Origin of the sequence: Micromonospora globbae, from assembly GCF_003610785.1 — a bacterium.
GTDB lineage: Bacteria > Actinomycetota > Actinomycetes > Mycobacteriales > Micromonosporaceae > Micromonospora > Micromonospora globbae.
Genome location: NZ_RAQQ01000016.1, coordinates 32,615 through 57,621, shown reverse-complemented (window position 1 = coordinate 57,621; position 25,007 = coordinate 32,615). Strand labels below are relative to the sequence as shown.

Genomic DNA, 25,007 nt, shown 5'->3' with positions numbered 1-25,007 from the left:
GGACAGCAAGGGAGCCGACGATGAGAGTGCTGGTGGCAGGAGCGACCGGGGCGATGGGCACGGAACTGGTGCCGCGGCTGGTCGATGCGGGACACGAGGTGTTCGCCATGGTCCGCAGCGAATCCAGCAAGGCCAGGGCATCGCAGCTGGGCGCCGTACCGGTCGTCGCCGACGCGCTGGACCGCGCCCAGGTCGAGGCGGCCGTGCGCCAGGCGGCCCCCGAGGTGATCGTCAACCAGCTGACCGCCATCGGGCACATCGACACCCGGCACTTCGCGCGCAGCTTCGCGGCCACCGACCGGCTGCGCACCGAGGGCACCGACAACCTGCTCGCGGCCGCACGCGCCACCGGAGTACGACGGTTCGTCGCCCAGAGCAACGGCGCGTTCACCTACACGCGGACCGGCGGGCCGGTCAAGACCGAACAGGACCCGCTGGACCGCTCGCCGGTCGCCGAGATGGCCTCGATGATCGCCGCGGTCGAGCACCTGGAGAAGGCCGTGCTGGGCGCCACCTGGGTCGAAGGGATCGTCCTGCGCTACGGGGCGTTCTACGGTCCCGGCACCTCCATGGCGCCGGGCTCACAGCAGCTCGAGATGATCCGCAGGCGCAAGTTCCCGATCGTCGGCGACGGCGGCGGGGTGTGGTCCTTCGTCCACGTCGCCGACGCCGCCGAGGCCACGGTCGCGGCCGTGGAGAAGGGCGGCCGCGGTGTCTACAACATCGTCGACGACGACCCCGCCCCGGTCGCCGAGTGGCTGCCGGAACTGGCCGCGATGCTCGGCGCCAAGAAGCCGCTGCGCGTGCCGCGGTTCGTCGGACGGCTGGCCGCCGGAGAGGCCGGCGTCGTCCTCATGACCGAACTGCGCGGCGCGTCCAACGCCAAGGCCAAGCGCGAACTGGGCTGGCACCCGAAGCACCCCACCTGGCGCCGCGGCCTCCAGGTGGCGTCGTGATTCGCTGAGCGTCGTCTTGCACGTCAGCAGGTGTTCGGGGAGTTCGGGAGCCGGTCGGGAGGGCGGTCCGGTGAGGAGGGCCGCCCTCCGACCGTTCGACCTGCCGCAGCTCGTGCTGCCGTGCCCGGTGCCGACCGAGGGCGTCGGTCCTGACGCGCTCCCGCGTCGCCGTCGGCACGCCTGACCAGCCGTTTTTCGTGGTGGGGCGGGCGGGACTCGAACCCGCGACCGAGGGATTATGAGTCCCCTGCTCTAACCGGCTGAGCTACCGCCCCCAGCACCGCGCCGGATCCTATACCCGCCGAACGATCACGGACCAGGGGCGAATCGGGCGCTGTCGCTCATCGGCGTCCGGCTCAGCAGCACGATGGGCAACGCGAGGATAACAGCGCGCAGCCGGCGCGGCGGGGCCACCGCACCGGCTGGCGGCGACCGGCCGGCTCAGGCCCCGGAGCCCTGGCGACGGCCGGTTCAGCCGCGAGGCCCCGGCTCACGCCCCGGGGTCGTGGCGACCGGCCGGTCAAGCCCCCGAGGCCCTGGCCACGAGCCGTCGCCTCACCGCGCCGGCGAGCCATCGCTCGCGTTCACCGGGCCGGCGAGCCGTCCGGTCCCTGTGCCCGCAGCTCGGCGAGCACCGCGCCGGCGGCCCGCCACCCGCTGGCCAGCGCGCCCTGGATGGACGGGCTGTCGCGGTGGTCGCCGGCCACGAAGATCCCGTCGCCGAGCGCCACCGGCTTGCGCAGCCGCCGCTGTGGCGGGGGCGCGGCGGGCAGCGCGTGGGGAACGGTGACCGTGGTCAGGTGCGTCCAGTCGGCCGTGGAGCGGCCGTAGAGCCGGGTGAGTTCGGCCCGTACGGTCGGCTCGGGCGGCGGCGTCGGACCGACCACCGAGGTGGCCACCAGGTGCCGCCCGGCCGGGGCGTACGTGGGCGCCGCGTTGCTCACCACCACCGTGTTGGCGATCAGCTCGCGGCGGTCACCGTCGAGCAGCAGGGTCGGCTCGTCCAGGGGAGGCCGCCCGGTGGCGTGGTAGTAGGTCGTGTAGCTGTGCATGCGTACGCCCGGAAGGGCCGGCAGGAGCGCGGCCGCCGTCGGCGGGTCGACGGCGACCACGACGGCGCGGCACCGGATGTCACCGGCCTGGGTGCGGACCCGGCGGGGCGCGACCTCGGCGACCGGGGTGTCCAGGGCGACGAGGTCGGTCGGCAGCGGTTCGGCGATGGCCCGGGGCAGCGCCGCCATCCCGTCGGCGGGCAGGCCGATCCGGCCGCGGGCGAACGAGCGCAGCACCATGGCGAACACATGGCTGGAGGTTTCCAGCTCCCGGTCGATGAGGACGCCGGAGAGGAACGGGCGGAGCAGTTCCTCGACGATCGCGTCGGAGAGGCCGGCTCGGCGCAGCGCGACCTCGGTGGTGGTCTCCGGAGCGGCCAGCAGCCGGGCGGCGGGCAGGGTGGCGCAGCCGGCGGCGAGCCCGGCCAGCCGGAGCCGGTCGCGCAGCGTGCCCACGTCGGCGAGCGCGGTGCCGGGCGCGCCGGCCGGCTCCCGGAGCGGGTTGACCAGCCGGATCAACCGGTCCCCCTTGCGCACCAGCACGCCGGAGGTGAAGTGCCCGAGGCGCAGGCGGCCCAGGTCGAGCAGGGTGCCGAGCCGCGGGTAGGCGGTGTTGAGCACCTGGAAGCCGCGGTCGAGCAGGTAGCCGTCGACGGCGTCGGTGGCGATCCGGCCACCGAGCCGTCCGCCGGCCTCCAGGAGCCGCCAGGGCACGCCGGCGCGGTGCAGCCGGCGGGCGGCGGCGAGCCCGGCGAGGCCGCCGCCCACGATGACCACGTCCGTGTCAGCCAGCATTCCGCGCCACCTCCACATGGTTCGTCCGGGCCAGCCGGCCCGGCCACCAGACGACCGGCCCGATGTCGTACGCGAGCGCCGGCACCAGCAGCGAGCGGACGACGATGGTGTCGATGAGGACGCCCACCGCGACCGCCGTGCCGAGTTCCACGAGCACGACGAGCGGGAGTACGGCGAGCGCCGAGAACGTCGCGGCCAGCACGATGCCGGCCGAGGTGATCACCCCACCGGTCACGGCGAGGCCGGCCAGCACCCCGGCCCGGGTGCCGCGCCGCACCGCCTCCTCGCGGACGCGGCTCATCAGGAAGATGTTGTAGTCGATGCCGAGGGCGACGAGGAACACGAACGCGAAGAGCGGGAACGCCGCGTCCACCCCCGGGAAGTCGAAGACGTGCCGGAACAGCAGGCCGCAGAGCCCGAGCGTGGCCGCGAAGGAGAGCAGCACGGTCGCGATCAGCAGGACGGGCGCGACCAGCGCGCGCAGCAGCAGGGCCAGGATGACGGCGATGACCGCCAGCACCACCGGGATGATGACGTTCTGGTCCCGTTCGGCGGCCGTGGCGGTGTCCACGTTGATCGCCGTGAAGCCCCCGACCACGGCGTCCGCGTCGGGTACCCGGTGCACCGCGGCGCGCAGCTCCCGGACGGTCCGCTCGGCGGCGTCGCTGTCCGGCGGGTCCGCGAGCGTCACCTCCAACTGGACCCTGCCGTCCACCACCAGCGGCGGGCCGGCCGGTCCGGCGCCCGCCGCCCGGTCCCGCGTGAGAGGGCGTACGGCCGCCACGCCCGGCGTGGCCCCGGCCGCCTCGGTGACCTGCCGTGCCGCTTGAGCGTTGGCGATGACGGTGGCCGGGCTGCCGGTGCCGCCCGGGTAGTGCCGGGCGATCGCCTCCTGGCCCGCCACCGACTCCGTACGCGTGGTGAACAGGTCGGACTGGCCCAGCGTGGTGGTGCCGAGCTGGGTGAGGCCGAGCGCGAGGACGCCCAGCGCGACGGCGGTCACCACCCAGAGCAGCCGGGCACGGCGGGCCACGAAGCCCGCCACCCGGGCCCAGAGACCGTGCTCGACCTGCGGTTCGGCCCGGTCGTACCGGGGCCGGCGTGGCCAGAACGCCCAGCGTCCCCCGAGCACGAGCAGCGCGGGCAGGAACGTGAGCATCACGAGCAGGGTCGCCGCGATGCCGACGGCGGCGACCGGGCCGAGCGCCCGGTTGGAGTTCAGGCTGGACAGCAGCAGGCAGAGCAGGCTGAGGATGACGGTGCCGCCGGAGGCGACGATGGCGGGGGCGGCGCCGCGCCACGCGGCCCGCATCGCCTCCCACGGGCGGCCGTGCCGGTGCAGCTCCTCGCGGTAGCGGGCGACGAGCAGGAGCGCGTAGTCGGTGCCGGCGCCGAACACCAGCACCGTGAGGATGCCCTGCGCCTGCCCGTTAAGGGTGACCAGGTCGGCGTCGGCGAGCAGGTAGACGAGCAGCGACGCGAGGGCGTACGACATCCCGGCCGACAGCAGCGGGAAGACCCAGAGCACCGGGCTGCGATAGACGACGAGCAGGATGACCAGCACCACGCAGAGGGTCACCAGCAGCAGCGTCCCGTCGATGGCGGAGAAGACCTCGATGAGGTCGGCGAGCAGGCCCGCCGGCCCGGCCACGTCGACGGTCAGCCCGCCGCTCCCGCCGCCGGTGATCGCGCGCAGCCGCTCCACGACGTCGCCGATCCGTTCCCCCTCGGCGTCGTCGATCGGCACCACCAGCTGGAGCGCCTGCCCGTCCGCGCTGGGGATGGGCGGTGGCAGCGGCCCGACCACCCCCGGCACCTCGGCGAGACGGGCGGCGTCGGCGGCTGCCTTCTGCCGGTCGGCCTCGGTGAGCCCGGAGCGGCGTTCGTAGACCACGAGGGCGGGAGTGGTCTGCCGCGCGACGAAACCGCGGGACAGCTCCTGCGCCCGGGTGGCCTCGGCGTCGGCGGGGAGGAACGCGGCGTTGTCGTTCGTCGCCACGTCACCGAGGCGCCCCGAGTACGGGCCGGCGACCGCGCCGACGGCCAGCCAGGCCAGCACCACGACCGCCGCGATCAGCGTGGCCCGGCCGCGGCCCACCGCTGCGGACATCCGCCCCCATCCGTGATTCACGATCGACGAAGCTGAACCCGAATCGACGCCCCCATCCTGCCGCAGACCACAACTTTCCGGGCAAAAACCCCTTTCCCCGCTCCCCGCTCCAACGCCCCACGGAGACCCCGAACCCAACCCCGCCCTGCCCCGGTCCCTGTCCGAGCCCTGTCCCTGTCCTAGCCCCACGCCCGCGCCCGCGCCCGCTCCCCGCTCCCCGCTCCCGTCGATCTTGCAGTTTGTGCCCTCGAAATGACCCTTATTGCCCCTTCTATCCGGGCAGAAAGTGCAAGATCGCGGAGAGGGGTGGGCGCCGCGGGGACGGGTTTGCGCGTGTAGCACGGGGTGCGGGGAGCGCGGACGCGGGACGCGGGACCCAGGCGCGGGAGCCCCCGGGCGCGGGATCCCGGGTACGCGGAGCTAAGGGGCCGGAAGCACGAGGCACGGCGAGCACGGAGGCGCGGGCAGCGCGAGGCGTGGCGAGCACGGAGGCGCGGGAAGCACGAGGCACGGAGGCACGGAGAGCACCGAAAGCGCACGGTCTCGCACCCCTGCTCTCGCCCCGCCCGCCCCGCCCCGCGATCTTGCAGTTTGCGCCCCTGAAATGACCCGTATCGCCCCCTTTGCCAGGGCAGAAAGTGCAAGATCGCGGGGAGCAGGGCGGGCGGGGAGGGGCGGGGCGCGGAGAGTGCGGGGAGGTCGGAGCGCGGGGGAGGGTGGAGCGCGAGCCGAGAACGGCGGACGCCCGCTGGCCTCGGGCACAGCGGGCGTGAAGTGGAGTTGCTCCCCCGATTGGACTCGAACCAATAACCTGCCGGTTAACAGCCGGCTGCTCTGCCAATTGAGCTACAGGGGACTGCAGCCACACGTCGACGGATCACTCCGACGCCGTGCGACGGGACAAGAGTACAGGACACCCGGGGGTGTTGGTCCAGGGGGTTACCGAGCGCGCGGCGGGACCGGCAGCACGGACAACAGACTCAACATTTCGGACAAATCGCCATCACGGCACAAGGAGGCATGAGCGCGGAGCAGGATGGGTAGTTAGCTGCGGACGACAGGACGCAGGCGCGAGTTTGGTCGTACCCGCCGGGGTACTCCCCGACGGGGCGACGGCGCGTCAGGTACGGAAGGAGCCGCCATGCGCGGAAAGATCATGTTTCTTGGCGGGCTGGCTGCGGGATTCGTCCTGGGCGCCCGTGCCGGCCGGGAGAAGTACGAGGAGCTGGTCATGCGGGGCCGCAAGGTGCTCGACCACCCCACCGTGCAGGAGGCGGCGGGCGTCGCGCAGGCCCAGGCGACCCGGCTCTACAGCGAGGGCAAGGACAAGCTCGGCCAGACCAAGCTGGGCGAGAAGCTGAGCGGCAACGGCAGCAAGCAGCCGCTGACCGCCGCCGACGACGCGTTCGCCGGCACGCCGGCCACCGTCGGCGCGAAGACCGGTGGCAGCCCGTCGGCCGGTGGCTCGACCTCCGGGTCGACCTCGTCGACCGCCGCCACCCCGCGTTCCAAGCCGTCCGGCTCGGGCAGCTAGTCGCCGCACGTACGGGCCCGGTCGCCATCTCGGCGGCCGGGTCCGTAGCGTTTCCGGGCCCTCCGACGCTGTTCCTCACGACAGGTCCACCAAGCCCCCGCAGTCACACCACAAGCCCCCGCACTCCCGGCGACAAGCCCCGCACCCCACACCACAAGCCCGCCAACGCCCCGCACCCCACACGCCAAGCCCCGCACCCCACACGCCAAGCCCCGCACCCCACACACGACAGGGCCGCGGCCCACCGCACTCCCCACGGCAGCTTGCCAGGCCCGCCGCACCACTTTCGCTCTGGGCAAGCCGATCTATCGCCACAACACTGGGAGACTTTCTCCGGTTTGGAGCAAAAGCTCGGCCGTACGGTCAGAAACTTTTGCTGGTTACCTCTTCTCTTTAGTGCCGCTCGCAAATATCGTCCTGCGTAGATCCTGGCCAGGCTCTCGGAACTCCCCCGGACCCCCTCAGCGGTGCCGACCGCTGGGGCGGACCCGCCCGACCAGAGCGAGGTTCGATGCGCAGATCCATCGGCCGAAGAGCCGCGACCCACCTCAGCCTGCTCACCCTCGTCGGCGCGACCCTCGTGGCGACCGGCCCGCAGCAGGCCGCGTCGGCACAGGCAGCCGCCGCACAGGCAGCCCCCCTACAGGCGGCCCCCGTACCGGCGGCCCCCGCGCCGGTGCCGGACGACAACGGCATCCAGTACAAGGTCCTCGTCTTCACCCGCTCGGCCGACGGCGGCCACGCCGCCACCACGGCGGGCGTCGAGGCGATCCGGCAACTCGGCAAGGACCGGCGGTTCACCGTCGAGGTGACCGACGACGCCCGCAAGTTCGACGAGCCGCACCTCAAGCAGTTCCGCGCCGTGGTGTTCCTGAACACCTCCGGCGACGTGCTGAACGACGCCCAGCAGGCCGCCTTCGAGCGCTACTACCGCGACGGCGGCGGCTTCGTCGGCGTGCACTCCGCCATCGAGGCGGAACCCGGCTGGGCCTTCCTCGACAACGTGCTCGGCACCCGCGCGGCGGGCGCCCCCACGGAGGCCAGCGCGGCCACCGTGACCGTCGCCGACCGGGTGCACCCGGCGTCCGCGTCGCTGCCGGAGCGGTGGACCACCACCGACCGGTGGTACAACTTCGCGGCGAACGTGCGGGGCGTCTCGCACGTCCTGGCCACGGTGGACGAGAAGACGTACGCCGGCGGCGCCATGGGCTTCGACCACCCGATCACCTGGTGCAAGGACTACCAGGGCGGGCGGTCGTTCTACACCGGACTGGGTGCCACCCCGGAGAGCTACGGGAGCGCCGACCTGCGCGCCCACCTGGGCGGGGCGATCCAGTGGGCGGCGGGCGTCACCGACGGGGACTGCGGCGCCACCGTGCTCGCCAACTACCAGATGACGGTGATCGGCGCGCAGCCCAACGTGAACGAGCCGATCGGCTTCGACGTGCTGCCCGACGGGCGGGTGATCCAGACCGACCGCCGCGGCGGCGTACGCCTGCACGACCCGGACACCAACGAGACCACCGTGCTGGCGCAGATCCCGGTCTACACCCACAGCGAGGACGGGATGTACGGCCCGGCGATCGACCGGGACTTCGCCACGAACAGGTGGGTCTACCTGTACTACGCCCCGCCGCTGGACACGCCGACCGGCAGCGCCCCGACCACGAGCACGGACCCGGCGGCCTGGGACCGATGGAAGGGCTACTTCCAGCTGTCCCGGTTCAAGTTCGTCGACGGCGAGAACCCGACCCTCGACCTGGCGAGCGAGCAGAAGATCCTCCAGGTCCCGGTCGACCGTGGCGCCTGCTGCCACGTGGCCGGCGACATCGCGTTCGACTCGCACAACAACCTCTGGCTGGTCACCGGGGACGACACGCCGGCCGGCGGCGGCGGCTCCGGCGGGTTCTCCCCGCACAACGACTCGGTGAGCGCCACCGGCGTCTACCAGGCGCCGTTCGTGGACGCCCGGCGCAGCTCGGCCAACACCAACGACCTGCGCGGGAAGATCCTGCGGATCACCGTCCAGCCGGACGGGAGCTACACGGTGCCGGACGGGAACCTGTTCCCCGAGGCGCAGGATCCGGGTGACAAGACGCGGCCGGAGATCTACGCGATGGGCTTCCGGAACCCGTTCCGGATCACCCTCGACAAGAACGACGTCGCGTACGTCACGGACTACTCGCCGGACTCGTCGACGGCGGCGGTGGGCCGGGGACCGGCGGGCACCGGCCGGATGATGGTGGTCGACAAGCCTTCCAACTACGGCTGGCCGATGTGCGTGCAGCCCAACCTGCCGTACATCGAGATGAACTGGACCAACCCGATCTCGCCGATCGCGCCGTTCGACTGCGCGGCGCCGCGCAACACCTCCCGGCACAACACGGGCCTGACGGACCTGCCGCCGGTGGAGAAGTCGGAGCTGTGGTACTCGTTCCAGGCCCCGACCCCGTGTCCGGAGTCCTACCTGTCCACCCCCACGCAGACCTGCCCCGTGCTCTTCCCCGAGCTGGGCACCGGCGGCGTGGGACCGCACGGCGCGGCGCGCTACGACTACGACCCGGAGCTGAGGTCGGAGACGAAGTTCCCCGCGTACTTCGACGGGTCGATCTTCTTCGGCGAGTTCACCCGGGACACGCTCAAGGAGATCCGCCTCGACGGCCAGGGCGACATCCTGAAGATCAACAATGTGTTGAACTGCGGGCAGGCGCCGACCACCCCGTCGCGGCCGTTCCTCTGCGACAACCCGATGGACATGAAGTGGGGCCCCGACGGCAACTTCTACCTGCTGACGTACGGGGACGGCTTCTTCAACGTCAACCCGGACGCGGCGATGCTGAAGTTCAGCTACGTCAAGGGTCTGCGGGCGCCGATCGCCGCCCTGTCGGCCGACCGCACCAACGGCACGGCGCCGCTCACCGTGGCGTTCAGCAGCGAGGGGTCGCGCGACCCCGACCCGGCCGACTCCATCTCGTTCGCCTGGGACTTCGACGGCAACGGCACCACCGACTCCGTCGACCCCAACCCGACGTACACCTACACCGCCAACGGCGTCTACACGGCGCGGCTCACGGTGACCGACTCCAGCGGCAAGACCGCGTCGGCCAACACCACCATCACGGTCGGCAACACCGCGCCGACGGTCACCGTCGACACCCCGCTGGAGGGCGGCTTCTTCCGCTGGGGTGACAGCATCCCGTGGTCGGTGACCGTCACCGACCCGGAGGACGGCCCGGTCGACTGCGCCAAGGTCGAGGTGACCTTCGTCCTCGGCCACGACAGCCACGGGCACGGGCAGGCCAACCAGTTCGGCTGCTCGGGCGTCCTGCCCACCCTCGCCGACGACGCCTCGCACGGCGGCTACATCTACGGCGTCGTCAGCGCGTCCTACACCGACGGGGGCGCCAACGGCCAACCGGCCCTCACCACCGTCGACCAGCAGATCATCCAGGACAAGCGGCAGGAGGTCGAGTTCGCGGCCGACCAGTCCGGCACCACGGTCGGCACCACCGCCGACACCGGTGGCGGCCAGCAGCGCGGCAGCCTCGACCCGGGCGACTGGATCGCCATCAACAACACGGTGAACCTCCACCAGATCCAGTCGGTCACCCTGCGCACCTCGGGCGGCAGCGCGGCCACCGCCGGGCAGCCCCGGTTCGGCGTCCAGTTCCGGCTGGACTCCCCCACCGGACCGCTGCTGACCACCGCCGTCGTCAACGCGACCAGCGGCAACAACGCGTACGCCAGCACCACCGCGCCGATCACCGACCCGGGCGGCACGCACCGGCTGTACCTCGTGTTCACCACCGTCCCCGGCGGCCCGACCAGCGGTTTCGGAAACCTCAACTGGGTCGAGTTCACCGGTCCGGGCATCGGCGTCACACCGTGACGTCCGTGGTCGCGGGTCCGCCGGCGCGGACCCGCGACCACCGCCCGCCCCGTCCCCCCGGCACCACCCGAGAAAGGCAGCAGCAGATGAACGACAGTCAGCACGGCCTGAGCCGGCGCAGCATGCTCGGCGCCCTGGCCGGCCTCGCCGGCGCGGCCGCCGTCGGCGGCGCCGCCCTGGGCTCCCCCGCGTTCGCGGGCAACGGCCTGCTCGTCCCGGCCGGCAAGCGCGGCATCATCCTCTACAGCGTCCGGGACCGGATCGGCGCCGCCCCGGACGGCACCGGAGTGCCGTACGGCTTCGAGCGGGTGCTCGCCCGCCTCGCCGAGATCGGCTACAAGGAGGTCGAGTTCGCCGGCTACACCCAGCACACCTCGATCCTCGGCCGGCAGATCACCCCGCAGGAGATCCGCAAGATCCTCGACGACAACGGGCTGCGGGCCAACGGCTCGCACGCCTCGATCCCGAGCACCGTCAACCCGACCACCATCGCCCAGTTCGAGCAGACGCTCGACACCGCCGAGATCCTCGGCATGAGCCACATCGGCACCGGGAGCGACCCGACCGGCAGCAACTACAAGGCCGACTGGGACGCCGCCGTCGACCGGTGGAACACCTTCGGCGAGATGGCCGCCGCCCGCGGGCTGAAGCTGTACACGCACAACCACGACGCCGCGTACAACTTCCTGCTCGACAGCGGCCCGCTGGACGCGCAGGGCCGGCCGACCCGGTCCTCCGGCGTCCGCAAGCTGGAGTACTTCATCGCCCGCACCAACCCGGAGTGGGTGTGGTTCGAGATGGACATCTACTGGGCGCACGTGGCGCAGCACCGCTTCCGCACCTACACCGACCCGGACGGGGTGACGCAGACCAGCATCTTCGACCCGCTGGCCGTGGTCGCCGCCCAGCCGATCCGGTTCCCGCTGTTCCACGCCAAGGACGGCGCGTTCAACCCGGCCAACAGCGCCGGGTACGACATGGTGCCGCTCGGCCAGGGCGACATCGACTACGGGCACTTCTTCGCCAACATGGGCGCGAAGGGCTACCACAACCCGATGTGGGAGCAGGACAACGCGCCGGGCGGCGCCGCCGACCCGGGCCGCTCCCTGCGTTACGCCGAGGTCAGTTTCCAGCACATGTCGGGTCTGCGGGGCTGACCGACCCGGCACGTACGCCAGGGGCCGCACCTGCCGGGTGCGGCCCCTGGCCGCTACAGGGCCGAAACACCGACCTGCGAGACTCGGGTCCGGAGGTGGTGGTGATGGCCCTCGTCCGGCTGGAGAACGCACACCAGGCGCGGTTGGTCCGGTTGCTGCGCGACGACGGCCCGCGATCGCGCGTCGAACTGGGCGACGCGCTGGGCCTGTCCCGGTCGACGTTGACGAGCGAACTGGACCGGCTCGTCGCGCACGGCCTCGTCGAGGTCGCCGGGCCGGCGGCCTCCCGGGGCGGGCGCCGGTCCTCGCTGCTGCGCCTCTCCGGCGGGATGCGCTTCGCGGGCGTCGTCGTGGCACCCGACCGGATCCGCGTGGCGGTGACGGACGGCGAGCTGAACGTCCTGGCCGAGGCCACCGAGCCGTCCGACGTGGGCGACGGGCCGGAGCCGGTGATCGGCCGGGTCGTCGACCTGGTCGAGAAGCTACGGGCCGAGGTGGGGGCGGCCGAGCTGACCGGCGTCGGCGTCGCCCTGCCCGGCCCCGTGGACACCGAGTCCGGCACGTCGGCGGCGCCCGCGGCGCTGCCCGGCTGGCAGCGGTACCCGGTGCGGGACGCGCTCACCGCCGAGCTGCGCTGCCCCGTGCTGGTCGACAACGACGCGAACCTGCTGGCCCTCGGCGAGCAGCACGCCGGCATCGGCCGGACGTTCGACGACTTCCTCTACCTGAAGCTCGGCACGGCGGTCGGCAGCGGCCTCGTGCTCGGCGGCGCGCTGTACCGGGGCGCGACCAGCAGCGCGGGGGACATCGCGCACCTGCCGCTGGGCGAGGACGGCCCGGTCTGCGCCTGCGGCGAGACGGGCTGCTTCGAGGCGTACTGCGGCGACGCCGCGCTCGTCCGGTCGGCGCTGGACGCGGCCCGGTCGGGACGGTCCGCCGCGCTGGCCGACCGGCTCGCGGCGGCGGGCTCGCTGACGGTACGGGACGTGGCGGCGGCCGCCACGGCCGGCGACCCGGAGGCGCAGACGCTGGTCCGGGACGCGGCCCGCCGGATCGGCCGGGTACTGGTCGGCCTGGTCAGCTTCTTCAACCCGGGCATCGTGGTCATCGGCGGGGCGGCCGACGGCCTCGGGCACATCCTGCTCGCCGAGATCCGGGCCGTGGTCTACCGCCGGTCGGCACCGCTGGCCACCGGCACCATGCCGGTCGTGCTCTCCGACCTGGGCGAGCGTGCCGGTCTGGTCGGCGCGGCGCGCCTCGCCAGCGAGCACGTGTTCGCCGCCGCGTGACCCGGGACGCCGTCAGGCGGTCGGACCATCGACCGGCCCCCAGCGCCGCCGGTGCGGACCGCCGGGTGACCCGGGGACACCGCCGCGCGGGCGGGCCCCCGGGCCAGCGTCGGCTCAGCCCTTGCTGCTGAATGCCGCGTCGAACGCGGCCGCCGGGGCGTCGAAGGCGAGCCGGCGGACGAACTGGAGCGCCTCCGGGGCGCCGACCAGCCGGTCCATGCCGGCGTCCTCCCACTCGATCGAGATCGGCCCGTCGTAGCCGATCGCGTTCAGGGCGCGGAAGCAGTCCTCCCACGGCACGTCACCGTGGCCGGTGGAGACGAAGTCCCAGCCGCGGCGCAGGTCCGCCCACGGCAGGTGCGAGGAGAGCCGGCCGCGCCGCCCGTCGCCGGTGCGTACCTTCGCGTCCTTGCAGTCGACGTGGTAGATCCGGTCGGCGAAGTCGAAGATGAAGTTGACCGGGTCCAGCTCCTGCCACACGAAGTGCGACGGGTCCCAGTTCAGCCCGAACGCGGGCCGGTGGCCGATCGCCTCCAGCGTCCGCTTCGTCGTCCAGTAGTCGTACGCGATCTCACTGGGGTGCACCTCGTGGGCGAAGCGCACACCGACCTCGTCGAAGACGTCGAGGATCGGGTTCCACCGGTCGGCGAAGTCCTGGTAGCCGCGCTCGATCATCGACGGCGGCACCGGCGGGAACATCGCCACGGTGTGCCAGATCGACGAGCCGGTGAAGCCCACGACGGTGCGCACCCCGAGCTTCGCCGCCGCGCGGGCGGTGTTCTTGATCTCCTCGGCGGCTCGCTGGCGTACGCCCTCCGGCTCGCCGTCGCCCCAGATGCGGGACGGGAGGATGTCCTGGTGCCGCTCGTCGATGGGGTGGTCGCAGACCGCCTGGCCGACGAGGTGGTTGGAGATCGCGTAGACCTTCAGGTTGTGCTTGGCGAGCGTTTCCAGCTTGCGCTCGACGTACGAGTCGTCGGCCAGCGCCTTGTCGACCTCGAAGTGGTCGCCCCAGCAGGCGATCTCGAGCCCGTCGTAGCCCCACTCCGAGGCGAGCCGGCACACCTCGTCGAACGGAAGGTCGGCCCACTGGCCGGTGAAGAGCGTGATGGGTCGCGCCATTGTCCTTCTCTCCCCTGTGGTGATGGGGATTCCGTGCGGGCGGACCGGGGCGAGGGTGACCGGTCGAACCGGTGCGGCGGGCCGTGACGGATCGCCGGCGGGGTGGCACCCCGAACCCGCCGGGTTGCGCCTCCCGACGGGCCACCGGCGCCCTGCACGGTCGCCGCCCCCACTCTAGGTGCCGTACGAGCGCCAGGAAACCCCCCGAGCCCCGCCCCCACCCCCGCGATCTTGCACTTTCGGCCCCTGTTTCGCGGCTTTTGCCAGCTATGCCGGGGCACCAAGTGCAAGATCGCGGGGAGGGTCGCGGGGAGGGTCGCGGGGAGGGGCCTAGGGCAGGGTCCACTTCTGGTTTGCCGCGCCGGTGCACGTCCACAGGTGCACGGGCGTGCTGTCGGCCGAGTTGTTGCCCGACACGTCCAGGCACTTGCCCGACTGCGGGTTACGCAACGTCCCGTCGGCCTGCGCCGACCAGTTCTGCGCACCCGTACCGTTGCACGTCCACAACTGGATCTTCGTACCGTCCGCCGACCCACCACCGGACACGTCGAGACACTTACCCAACGCCCGCACCGTCGAGTTCGGCGTCACCGACCACGTCTGCGCAGCGGTCCCGTTGCAGGTGTAGATCTGGATCTGCGTACCGTCGGCCGTACCGCCGCCCCGCACGTCCAGACACTTGCCCGCGAGACCCCGGATCGGCCCGGTGCCGGGCGTACCCCCGCCGCCGTCACCCCGCACGAGGGTGAAGTCGTCGACGTCGAAGAGCCCACCGCCGGACCCGGTGAAGGTCAGATAGAGGTTCTGCGTACCCGACGGCACGCTCGACAGCGCGGTCGTGACGTCGGCGAACGTCGTCCAGCTGCCCGTGTTGGGCACGGCCACCGAGCCGAGCACCGGGCCGCTGGTCGAGCCGGTGCGCACCTGGATGGTGCCGCCCGGCCCACCGGAGACGACCCGCGCCCGGAACGACGTCACGCCCGTGAGGTCGACCCCGTTGTACGCCGCCCAGTCGCCCGGGTCGATGTAGCCGAGCGTCTGGCCGCCGTTCGCGCCGGCCTTGGCGAACGGGGTGACCCCGCTCGCCGAGCTGAACGCCTCGGCCTGGACGGTGGTGTTCCCGCCGCCCGGCGTACCCCCGAGTTCCTTGATCCGGACGTTGCGGAACGAGACGTCGTCGCCGGTGCCGTGGTTCTGCAGGCCGATGTGCCCGGCGAGCGAGCGGGCCGGGTCGGTGTTGGTGAAGTCGTTGATCTTCACTCCGTTGAGGAACACCTGGAGCCGCTCACCCTCGACGAGCAGTTCGTAGGTGTTCCACTCCCCCGCCGGGTTGAGCGCCGCGTCCCGGGCCGCCAGGTCGGCCGACTTGAAGGTGTAGACGGCCCCGGTGGTCCGGTCGGGGGCGTCGGTGGGGTCGATCTGCACCTCGTAGCCGTTGTTCACGGCCGACCAGGGGTCGCTCGACGGCGGGAAGCCGATGAACACGCCCGAGTTGTCGTCGCCCGCGAGCCGCCAGTCCAGCTTGAGGGAGTAGTTGGTGAACTGCTTCGCGCTGTACCAGAACAGACCCATCCCGCCCACGGAGGTGAGGGTGGCGTCGGCGTTCGTGAAGCTGCCCGGCCCGGCCTGCGACCAGCCGGTGGTGGAACCGTTGTAGAGGGTCGTGTAGCCGGTCTCGGGGCGGCAGTCGGCCTTGGCCCGGCCGGCCGCGTACCGGATGCCGCCGAGCAGGTGCGCGCGGAACGCCGGCTCGGCGTACGACGCCTGGGTGTGGCCGCCGCCGGTGTAGAAGGCCCGGCCGCCGTTGTACGTCTTGCACCAGGAGTGCGGGTGGTCCCCGCCCATCGAGCCGCCGGAGTACGACGACTCGTCGAGGGTGGCGAGCACCCGGGCGGTCGAGCGGGCGTTGGTCTGGTAGTTGTACCACTCGTCGGTGCGGGTCCACGTCTGCGGCAGGTGGGCCGTCGCCGCGTGGGCCCGGTTCTCGACCTTGACGTTCGCCTGCTGGATGGCCGGGTGGGAGGCGAAGTACGCGCCGACGAGGTTGCCGTAGAACGACCAGCCGTACTCGGTGTCGGCGGCCGCGTGCACCCCCACGAAGCCGCCTCCGCCGCCGATGTACGACTCGAAGGCGCTCTGCTGGCTGGCGTTGAGCACGTCGCCGGTGGTGTTGAGGAAGACGACGGCCTCGTACTGGGCGAGGTTGCCGGTGGTGAAGGCCGCGGCGTCCTCGGTGGCGGTCACCGTGAAGTTGTTCGCGGCTCCGAGGTCGCGGATGGCCTGCGTGCCGACCGCTATCGAGTCGTGCCGGAAGCCGGCGGTCTTGGAGAAGACGAGCACGTCGTACGGGGTGTCGGCGGCGTTCGCCGGGTTGGCCGGGGTCGTGCAGGCGATGACGGCGAGGGCGGCGGTGGCCCCGCCGAGGACGGATCGCAGGAGTCTGCGCATCTCAGCTCTCCTCAGGTTGACAGGAGGGGCCCCGGGACAACGCTATCCGTTGAAAGGGCCCCTCCGCGCACATCAGGGCAGGATCCACTTCTGGTTCGCGGCGCCGGTGCACGTCCACAGGTGTACCGGTGTGCTGTCGGCCGAGTTGTTGCCCGACACGTCCAGGCACTTGCCCGACTGCGGGTTACGCAACGTCCCGTCGGCCTGCGCCGACCAGTTCTGCGCACCCGTACCGTTGCACGTCCACAACTGGATCTTCGTACCGTCCGCCGACCCACCACCGGACACGTCGAGACACTTACCCAACGCCCGCACCGTCGAGTTCGGCGTCACCGACCACGTCTGCGCGGCGCTCCCGTTGCAGGTGTAGATCTGGATCTGCGTACCGTCGGCCGTACCGGCGCCCCGCACGTCCAGGCACTTTCCGGCGAGGCCCCGGATCGGGCCGGTGCCGCCGCTGCCCGCGCCGGTGTTGAGCGTGAACGCGTCCACGTCGTAGAGCGCGCCGGTGCCCGACCCCGCGAACGTCAGGTAGAGCGTCGTGGTGCCGGCCGGCGGGCTGCCGACCGTGCCCGTGACGGTGGTGAAGGTGTCCCAGGCGCCGGTCACCGGCACGGTGGCCGAGCCGATGACGGTGCCCGTGGGCGAGCCGGTGCGCAGTTGGAGCGTGCCGCCGGCGCCAGCCGACGAGACCCGGGCCGTGAACGAGGTGACGTTGCCGACCCGGTACGGCTGGAACGCGATCCAGTCGCCGTTGTGGATGTCACCGACGGTCTTCCCGCCCTCGGCGGTGGCCTTGTCGAACGTGTTGATCCCCGACGAGGTCTTGAAGTGCTCGGCCTGGCGGTGCCGGGGCTGGAGCGTGTGCTGGGTGTGGGTGGTGAGGCCGCCCGCGTCGGTGTACTCCGCGTCGAAGATCGCGAAGATGTTCGCCGCCTCGTCGTGCTCGCCGTCGACCGGGATGGTGATCGCGCCCGTGCACCCGTTCTGCGAGGTGATCTGGTGCCCGTGCTGGTCGTGCCCGAGCACGTAGGTCATCTTCACCTTGGCGCAGTCGATCGTGCCGTCCTCCGGGTCGGTGACGGTGATGCTGAACGGCACGGTGTCGCCGTAGGAGAAGAGGCTGCCGTTGCCGGGGCTGTTGACGGTCACCGTGGGCGCCGTGTTGCCCACGCTGACCACCACACTCGCGCTGCCGGTCGCGCCCTGCGGGTCGCGTACGGTCAGGGTCGCCGTGAACGTCCCGTTGGCCGTGTACGTCTTCGTCGGATTCGCCGCCGTGGAGGTGGTGCCGTCGCCGAAGGCCCACGCGTACGTCAGCGCACCGCCCTCGGGGTCGGACGAGCCGGCCGACGAGAACGCCACCGTCAGCGGGGCCGCGCCGGAGGTGCGGTCGGCGGTCGCCACCGCGGTCGGGGCCCGGTTGCCGCCGCCGATGTAGTCGAAGCGGTAGAGCGCGGAGTTCGCGTCCCCGTTGAAGTACCCGGTGCCGTAGTCGAGCACGTAGTACGCGCCGTCCGGGCCGAACGCCGAGTCCATGACCTGCTTGCCCGTCCAGGGGAAGCTGTCGATGGTGCCCCGGGAGCCGTCGGCGTTGACGTGGATCGGCTTGATCCAGCCGCGGCCGAACTCGGTGGCGAAGAACTGGCCGTCGAAGGACTGGGGGAACTTCGTGGCCGAGGGGTTGGCGGCGTCGTACCGGTAGACCGGGCCGCCCATCGGCGACTCGGACCCGCCGCCGAACTCCGGCGGGCTGCCGGCGTCGCCGCCGTACCGGATCCAGGCCGGCTGCGCGGGCGGCAGCGTGGACCGGCCGGTGTTGCGGAACGAGTTGTTGGTGGGCCCGCCGGCGCAGTTGAACTTCGGGCCGCTGGTGTTGGTGGCGAAGTCCCACTCGTTGTAGGTCTCGGTGCTGGTGTTGGTGCCGGTGCAGTACGGCCAGCCGTAGTTGCCCGGCCCCGTGACCCGGTTGAACTCGACCTGGCCGGCGGGCCCGCGGGTGGCGCTGGTCGAGCCGGCGTCCGGCCCGTAGTCGCCGACGTAGACGATGCCGGTGGCCTTGTCCACGCTCATCCGGAACGGGTTGCGGAAGCCCATCGCGTAGATCTCCGGGCGGGCGCCGGGCGTGCCGGCCGGGAAGAGGTTGCCGGCCGGGATCGAGTACGTCCCGTTCGCGTTCACCTTGATCCGCAGGATCTTGCCGCGCAGGTCGTTGGTGTTGCCGGCGCTGCGCTGCGCGTCGTACCCGGGGTTGCGGTTCGTGCGTTCGTCGATCGGGGCGTACCCGGCGGAGTCGAACGGGTTCGTGTCGTCGCCGGTGGAGAGGTAGAGGTTGCCCGCGGCGTCGAAGTCGATGTCGCCGCCGACGTGGCAGCAGAGGCCCCGGTCGGCCGGTACGTCGAGCACGTCGACCCGGCTGGCCTGGTTCAGGGTGAAGTCGGCGTTCAGGGTGAACCGGGACAGCCGGTTGACCCCCTGCCAGGCGGAGAAGTCGCTCCCGGTGGCCGGCGCGTCCCCGGCGGGGGTGGACAAGGGCGGGGCGTAGTACAGGAAGATGTGGCGGTTGCTGGCGAAGTTCGGGGCCACCCCGACGCCCTGCAGCCCCTCCTCGTCGTGGGTGTAGACGGGGATCGTGCCGATCACCGTCGTGGTGCCGTTCGCGTCGGTGCGGCGCAGCGTGCCGTTGCGGGCGGTGTGCAGCACCGAGCGGTCGGGCAGCACGGCCAGCGACATGGGCTCGCCCATCTCGGCGACGCCACGGGCCAGCTCGACCTGCTGGAAGTCGGTGGCGTTGATCGGGTGGGCCTGTGCCGGGGCGGGACCGCCGATTGCGGCGGGACCGGCGCCGAGGGCGACCGTGCCGGCCGCGGCGACCAGCAGCAGCGCCGAACCGGCGGGGAACCATCGTCGGGGTCGGTGGTGCGATCTGTCCGAGTTGGACATGGTGAGCTGTCCCTCCTGACGACTGACCGCCAGGGCGGGGCGCGCGCCGACGCGCCGGGGTGCCGTGGCGGGGGTTGCGGTGGGGGCCCGCCGGGGTGCCGACCCGGCCGGCCGTGAGCACTCCGCACGGTGGAGCCACGTGCTCGGAGGTCACCAGTCGATGGGTTACCGCGCCGCCGGTTCACCTCGACGAAACAGTGGATGCTGGGCACGACCTTAAATTACGTACTTAAATATGTCCATACCTTCTGCCGATCCGGACCTGACTTTCGCTGGATCGGTCGAAAGTCGCGGGGGTGTGCGCCGCGCCGGAACGGACGGCGGGCCGACCGGCGGACCCCGCCGGGGCCCGGCCCGGCCGGGTCCCTCAGGAGCGGCGGTCGATGGCCAGCCCGGCCAGTTCGACGAGCGCCGCGCGGGTCTCGTCGCCGACCGGTGCGCGCTCCAGGGCCGCGAGGGCGGCGTCGGTGCGGACGCGGATCATCTGCTCGATGCGGTCGCGGGCGCCGGTCGCCTCGATGATCGCGCGCAGCTCGGCGGCGCCGTCGGCGTCCAGGTCCGGGTTGCCGAAGAGTTCGCGCAGCCGCGCCGTCTGCACCCGGTCGGCGGCGCTGCGCGCCAGCGCCATCATCACCGTGGGCTTGCCCTCGCGCAGGTCGTCGAGGATCGACTTCCCGGTGACCGCCGGGTCGCCGAAGACGCCCAGCACGTCGTCGCGGAGCTGGAACGCGTCGCCCAGCGGGTCGCCGAACTCCGCGAGCGCGTCGACGAGCTCCGGCGGCCCGCCCGCCAGGGTCGCGCCGATCTGCAACGGCCGGGTGACCGTGTATCGGGCCGCCTTCATCCGGATCACCGTGAGCGCGCTGGCCACCGAGCCGTCCCCGACCCCCGACACGAGGTCCAGGTACTCCCCCGCGATCACCTCGGTACGCATCAGCGCGAACATCGCGTACCCCCGGTGCACCTGCTCGGTGGTCAGCCCGCACTCGTGGAACATCTGGTCCGACCAGGCGGCGCACAGGTCACCACAGAGCAGCGCCGTGTTCCGGCCGTACGCCTCGGGGTCGCCGCGCCAGGACGAGCGCGCGTGCAGGTCGGCGAAGAGCCGGTGCACCGACGGCTCGCCCCGGCGGCGGTCGCTGCCGTCCAGGATGTCGTCGTGGATCAGCGCGAACGCGTGGAACAGCTCCAGCGCGGCCGAGGCCACCACGATCGGCGTGCCGTCCTCGCCGCCGGCGCCCCGCCAGCCCCAGTAGCAGAAGAGCGGGCGCAGCCGCTTGCCGCCGGCCAGCACGAAGCGCTGCAGGGCGGTGAACACCCCGCGCGGCGCCCCGTCGGGCCAGTCCGGCCCCTGCCGCTCCAGGAACGCGGCGAGCTCGGCGTCGAACCGTGCCCGCAGGCCGCTCGCGTCGGTCGGCGCCACGGTGACCGTCACGGCGCCTCCCCCCGCGTCCCGGACGCGGTGAGCCCGGCGAGCTCCAGCAGGAGCCCCTTGACCTCGGTGGCCGCGATCCGTTCCCGGGCCGCGGACCGGTCCGAGCAGAGCAGCACCGGGCCGTCCGCCGGATGGGCCGGCAGCCGGCCGTGTGAGCCGCGGACCGCCCGCGCGCCGGCGTCGAGGCCCACGACGTTCATCAGGTACCGCATGCCGAGCTTCTTGCGGGCCAGCGCCACCGCGGCGCGGCGCTTGGCCGCGGCCGGGGCCGCCGGGTCGAAGAACAGCTCGGCCGGGTCGTAGCCGGGCTTGCGGTGGATCTCCACGAGCCGCGCGAAGTCCGGCGCGCGCGCGTCGTCCAGCCAGTAGTAGTAGGTGAACCAGGCGTCCGGTTCGGCCACCAGCACCAGCTCGCCGGCCCGCGGGTGGTCCAACCCGTGCGCCGCCTTGCCCTCGGCGTCGAGCACCTCGGCCACGCCGGGCAGCCCGGCGCAGAGCTTCGCCACCGCCGGCACGTCCGCCGGGTCGCGGACGTAGACGTGCGCCACCTGGTGGTCGGCCACGGCGAACGCCCGCGACGTCCACGGGTCGAGGTACTCCATCCCGGCCTGGGTGTGCACCCGCAGCAGCCCCTCGGCGCGCAGCAGGCGGTTGACGTCGACCGGTCGGGAGGCGTCGGTGATGCCGTATTCCGACAGCGCCACCACTGTCGCGTCCCGGGCCTCGGCGGCGTCGAGCAGCGGGCCGAGCACGCCGTCCAGCTCGGCCGCCGCGGCGGCGGCCCGGGGCGACGACGGGCCGTACCGTTGCAGGTCGTAGTCGAGGTGCGGCACGTAGACGAGGGTCAGGTCCGGCGAGTGGTCGGCGAGGATCTGCTCGGCCGCCCGGCAGATCCACGCCGAGGAGGCCAGGCCGGCGCCCGGCCCCCAGTAGCTGAACAGCGGGAACGTGCCGAGGCGGCCGGTGAGCGCGTCGTGCAGCTGCGGCGGGTCGGTGTAGCAGTCGGGCTCCTTGCGCCCGTCCGCGTAGTAGACGGGCCGTGGGGTGACGGTCCAGTCCACGTCCGCGCCCATGGCGTACCACCAGCACACGTTGGCCACCGTGTAGCCGGGCTCGGCGCGCCGGGCCGCCTGCCAGAGCTTCTCACCGCCGACGAGCGCGTTGTGCTGCCGCCACAGCAGCACGTCGCCGAGGTCGCGGAAGTACCAGCCGTTGCCCACGATCCCGTGCCCGGAGGGCGGCTCGCCGGTCAGGAACGTCGACTGCACCGAGCACGTCACCGCAGGCAGGACGGTGCCCAGCTCCGCCCGGAAACCCCGCTCGGCCACCGCGCGCAGGCGCGGCATGTGCGCCAGCAGCCGCGGGGTCAGCCCGACCACGTCCAGCACCACCAGTCGGCGACTCATGCCGGCACCTCGCTCCGCTCCACGCCGCCGCGCGGCGTACCCGACTCGTCCCGCTCGACGCCGCCCGGCGCCGCCGTACCGTCCCGCCCGACGCCGCCCCGCGCCTGCGCGTCCGCGCCGTCCCGCCGGTCGCCCGGCGCGAGGCCGAGCGCGACCAGCTCCGCGCGGGCGAAGGCCAGCTCGGCGGCGATCCCCCGGGCCAGCTCGGCGTCGGTGCGCGGGCGCCGCGCCTCCGGCAGCACCCCCCAGGTGTACGTCTCGACGTCGAGGTGGTCGCAGCCCGCGCCCGGACCCTCGTAGAGCGCGGCCAGCGCGGCGCGCAGGACCGGGAGGGTGGACCGGAGCGGCTCCTCGGGCGGGGCGTGCAGCGGCACGTGGTAGTGCACCCGCCACGGCCCCGGCAGCTCCGCGTCGAGCGCGGCGTCCAGGTCGTCGGCCGCGTACGCGGGATCGGCCGGGTCGGCGCCGCCCGCGCACCCGGCGGCCCGGGTCTGGTGCAGGAACCGGGGCTCGACCCACCGCCGCAGCGCGTCGGCCGCGCCGCCCGGGTCGGGCGCCTCCAACGCCGCCGAGACCTGCACCTTCACCACGGGCAGGCCGGCGGCGCGCAGCCGGGCGAACGCCTCGGCCGGCTGCTCCCAGGCGCAGGCGAGGTGCGCGAGGTCGACGCACACACCGAGACGGTCGGTGTCCACACCGGACAGCAGGCCGGCGGCCTGTCCCGTGCTCTCGACCACGCAGCCGGGCTCCGGCTCGAAGGCGACCCGGATCCGCCGCCCGGTGTCCCGCTCCACGTCGGCGAGGCCGGCGGCCAGCTCGTCCAGCCGCCGCCGGGCCGCGTCGGCGCGGGCCGCGTCCCACGGGTGCCGCCAGGCCAGCGGCAGCGTGGAGATCGAGCCGCGGGCCGCGTCGTCGGGGAGCAGGTCGGCGAGCACCCGGGCCAGGTCGAGGGTGTACGCGAGCCGCTGCGGCGTGGTCCAGTCGGGGTGGTAGACGTCGCCCTTGACCACCGGGGCCTGGAACGCCGCGTACGGGAAGCCGTTGAGGGTGACCACCTCCAGCCCCCGTGCCGTGAGGTCGGCCCGGAGCCGCCGTCGGGCGGACGCGTCGGCGGCCAGCTCGGCGGCGACCGGGGCGGCGAGCCACAGCCCCAGGCCCAGCAGCTCGGCGTCGAGCGCCTCCCGGACGGGCACCGCGTACGTGTCGAGCTGGGCGCGGATGCCGGCGAGGTCCTCGGCCGGGTGCACGTTGGTGCAGTAGCCGAGGTGGACGGTCTCGCCCGAGGAATGTCGCAGTCGCATCAGCTGCCCCCGCGCAGGATCGAGTTGCCGGCGAACGTGCCGGCCGGCCCGTCCGCGTCGGCGAGGTCCGGCTCGGCGAGGTCGAGCCGCCCGGACTGCCCGTAGAACTCCACGGGGTTGCGCCAGAGCACCCGGTCGACGTCGTCGTCGCTGAAGCCGGCCATGAGCATCGCCTCGCCGGTGGCCCGGGTGAGCAGCGGGTCGGAGCGACCCCAGTCGGCGGCGGAGTTCACCAGCATCCGCTCGGTGCCGTGCTCCCGCAGGATCTCCACCATCCGCGGCGGCGACATCTTGGTGTCGGGGTAGATGGAGAAGCCGAGCCAGCAGCCGGTGTCCCGGGCCAGCTTCACGGTCACCTCGTTGAGGTGGTCGAGCACCACCCGGCCCGGGTCGATGCCGGACTCGCGGACCACCGCGAGGCTGCGCTCGACGCCCCGGGCCTTGTCCCGGTGCGGCGTGTGCACCAGCGCCGGCAGGTCGTGCGCCACGGCCAGGGCGAGCTGCGCGGCGAACGCCTCGTCCTCCTCCGGGGTCATCGAGTCGTAGCCGATCTCGCCGACCGCCACGACCCCGTCCTTGTCGAGGTAGCGGGGCAGCAGGTCGAGGACGGGCCGGCAGCGCGGGTCGTTGGCCTCCTTCGGGTTCAGCGCGATCGTCGCGTGGTGCCGGATGCCGAACTGTCCCGCCCGGAACGGCTCCCAGCCGACGAGCGAGTCGAAGTAGTCGGTGAACGACGCGGGGCTGGTGCGCGGCTGCCCGAGCCAGAACGCGGGCTCCACCAGGGCGCGGACGCCCGCGGCGGCCATCCGCTCGTAGTCGTCGGTGGTGCGCGAGGTCATGTGGATGTGCGGGTCGAAGATTCGCATCACGCCTCCCGGGCGGCGGTGGGTCGGCCGGAGCCGGCGGTGAGTCGGTCGAGCAGGTCGGTGGCGTCGGCGGGCATGGTGCGGCCGGCGGCGTGCCGTTCGTCGGCCAGGCCGGTGAGCATCGCGGCCAGTTCCCCGTCGGCGCGGGCGTCGAGGTCGGCCACGACGGCCAGCGGCACGCCGGTGAAGACGCACTTGAGCACCGCCTGCCGCCAGGCGGCGGCGTCCAGGTGCCGGGCGTACGGGCCGAGGGCCGCCGCGAGCAGCCGGGTGTCGTTGGTCCGGATCGCGTCGTGCAGCAGGGGCACCGCGTCCGGGCCGATCGGCAGCAGCGGCAGCGCCTTGAGCACGGCACGCTTCTCGGCGGCGTCGCCCTGGCGGTAGAGGGTGTCGGCGTACCGGGCGTGGTCGCCGGGGAGCGTGGCGAGCAGGAGCGCGCGGGCCGCCTCGTCGGCGGTCCAGCCGGGCGCGTCGGGCAGGGCGGCCCGGCCGCAGCGCCGGCCGGCGGCCGGGAAGAACCGGGTGATCGTCGCGGGCTCGTCGGCCACCTGCCGCAGCGCGGTGTCCAGCCAGTCGGGATCCGGTACGCCCCGCAGGGCCGTCCGGAGGTGCTCCGGTGTCATCGTGCCTCCCCTCGGCGCCGGTCCGACCGGCGCCTGCGCGGTCTCGCCGTGGGAGCCCGGGCGTCGCCCGGACCCCCTCTG

Annotated in this window: 15 protein-coding genes and 2 tRNA genes; 5 read left to right on the top strand and 12 right to left on the bottom strand. The window is 73.0% G+C overall.

Annotated elements, in window-relative coordinates:
* Positions 1-20 precede the first annotated feature (20 nt).
* Positions 21-956, top strand: coding sequence for an NAD-dependent epimerase/dehydratase family protein (locus D7I43_RS21295; RefSeq protein WP_120330310.1), 936 nt, complete (start codon positions 21-23; stop codon positions 954-956).
* Positions 957-1,154: 198 nt separating this feature from the next.
* Here D7I43_RS21295 and D7I43_RS21290 read toward each other — a convergent pair.
* The 4 genes from D7I43_RS21290 to D7I43_RS21275 form a co-directional block, all read right to left on the bottom strand.
* Positions 1,155-1,231 (bottom strand) — tRNA-Ile (locus D7I43_RS21290).
* A 309-nt stretch (positions 1,232-1,540) separates the two neighbouring features.
* On the bottom strand, positions 1,541-2,803 hold the full coding sequence (locus D7I43_RS21285; protein ID WP_120330309.1) for an NAD(P)/FAD-dependent oxidoreductase: 1,263 nt from the start codon (positions 2,801-2,803) through the stop codon (positions 1,541-1,543).
* Entirely contained in the window at positions 2,793-4,913 is a 2,121-nt protein-coding gene (locus D7I43_RS21280) for an MMPL family transporter (protein WP_120330308.1), read from the bottom strand. The genes D7I43_RS21285 and D7I43_RS21280 overlap by 11 nt, the downstream gene beginning before the upstream one ends.
* A gap of 783 nt (positions 4,914-5,696) precedes the next feature.
* A tRNA-Asn gene (locus D7I43_RS21275) sits at positions 5,697-5,769 on the bottom strand.
* 285 nt (positions 5,770-6,054) lie between these two features.
* Here D7I43_RS21275 and D7I43_RS21270 point away from each other — a divergent pair.
* The 4 genes from D7I43_RS21270 to D7I43_RS21250 all read left to right on the top strand — a co-directional run bounded on the left by D7I43_RS21270 (position 6,055) and on the right by D7I43_RS21250 (position 12,782).
* Complete coding sequence (locus D7I43_RS21270; protein ID WP_120330307.1) at positions 6,055-6,447, top strand: hypothetical protein; 393 nt, start codon at positions 6,055-6,057, stop codon at positions 6,445-6,447.
* Positions 6,448-6,958: 511 nt separating this feature from the next.
* Positions 6,959-10,336, top strand: a complete 3,378-nt coding sequence (locus D7I43_RS21260; RefSeq protein WP_120330305.1) for a ThuA domain-containing protein — start codon at positions 6,959-6,961, stop codon at positions 10,334-10,336.
* 86 nt (positions 10,337-10,422) lie between these two features.
* Positions 10,423-11,493, top strand: a complete 1,071-nt coding sequence (locus D7I43_RS21255; protein WP_192902223.1) for a sugar phosphate isomerase/epimerase family protein — start codon at positions 10,423-10,425, stop codon at positions 11,491-11,493.
* Positions 11,494-11,597: 104 nt separating this feature from the next.
* The gene (locus D7I43_RS21250; protein ID WP_120330407.1) at positions 11,598-12,782 is read left to right on the top strand and encodes an ROK family transcriptional regulator; all 1,185 of its coding nucleotides are present in this window, start codon (positions 11,598-11,600) and stop codon (positions 12,780-12,782) included.
* Positions 12,783-12,896: 114 nt separating this feature from the next.
* Here the strand turns inward: D7I43_RS21250 and D7I43_RS21245 are convergent, their stop codons facing one another.
* The 8 genes from D7I43_RS21245 to D7I43_RS21210 form a co-directional block, all read right to left on the bottom strand.
* The gene (locus tag D7I43_RS21245; protein ID WP_120330304.1) at positions 12,897-13,904 is read right to left on the bottom strand and encodes a sugar phosphate isomerase/epimerase family protein; all 1,008 of its coding nucleotides are present in this window, start codon (positions 13,902-13,904) and stop codon (positions 12,897-12,899) included.
* A 330-nt stretch (positions 13,905-14,234) separates the two neighbouring features.
* Positions 14,235-16,352 (bottom strand): lectin, encoded by a 2,118-nt coding sequence (locus tag D7I43_RS21240; protein WP_120330303.1) that lies wholly within the window; start codon positions 16,350-16,352, stop codon positions 14,235-14,237.
* Between the two features lie 72 nt (positions 16,353-16,424).
* A complete protein-coding gene (locus D7I43_RS21235) occupies positions 16,425-19,295 on the bottom strand; it encodes a ricin-type beta-trefoil lectin domain protein (protein WP_120330302.1) in 2,871 nt (956 codons plus the stop codon).
* A gap of 367 nt (positions 19,296-19,662) precedes the next feature.
* The gene (locus D7I43_RS21230; protein WP_120330301.1) at positions 19,663-20,730 is read right to left on the bottom strand and encodes a polyprenyl synthetase family protein; all 1,068 of its coding nucleotides are present in this window, start codon (positions 20,728-20,730) and stop codon (positions 19,663-19,665) included.
* The gene (locus D7I43_RS21225) at positions 20,727-22,136 is read right to left on the bottom strand and encodes an alkaline phosphatase family protein (RefSeq protein WP_192902222.1); all 1,410 of its coding nucleotides are present in this window, start codon (positions 22,134-22,136) and stop codon (positions 20,727-20,729) included. The genes D7I43_RS21230 and D7I43_RS21225 overlap by 4 nt, the downstream gene beginning before the upstream one ends.
* Entirely contained in the window at positions 22,133-23,437 is a 1,305-nt protein-coding gene (eboE, locus tag D7I43_RS21220) for a metabolite traffic protein EboE (RefSeq protein ID WP_120330300.1), read from the bottom strand. Before eboE ends, D7I43_RS21225 begins: the two co-directional genes overlap by 4 nt.
* A complete protein-coding gene (locus D7I43_RS21215; protein ID WP_120330299.1) occupies positions 23,437-24,303 on the bottom strand; it encodes a TatD family hydrolase in 867 nt (288 codons plus the stop codon). Before D7I43_RS21215 ends, eboE begins: the two co-directional genes overlap by 1 nt.
* Positions 24,303-24,926, bottom strand: coding sequence for an EboA domain-containing protein (locus D7I43_RS21210; RefSeq protein ID WP_120330298.1), 624 nt, complete (start codon positions 24,924-24,926; stop codon positions 24,303-24,305). Before D7I43_RS21210 ends, D7I43_RS21215 begins: the two co-directional genes overlap by 1 nt.
* Positions 24,927-25,007 lie beyond the last annotated feature (81 nt).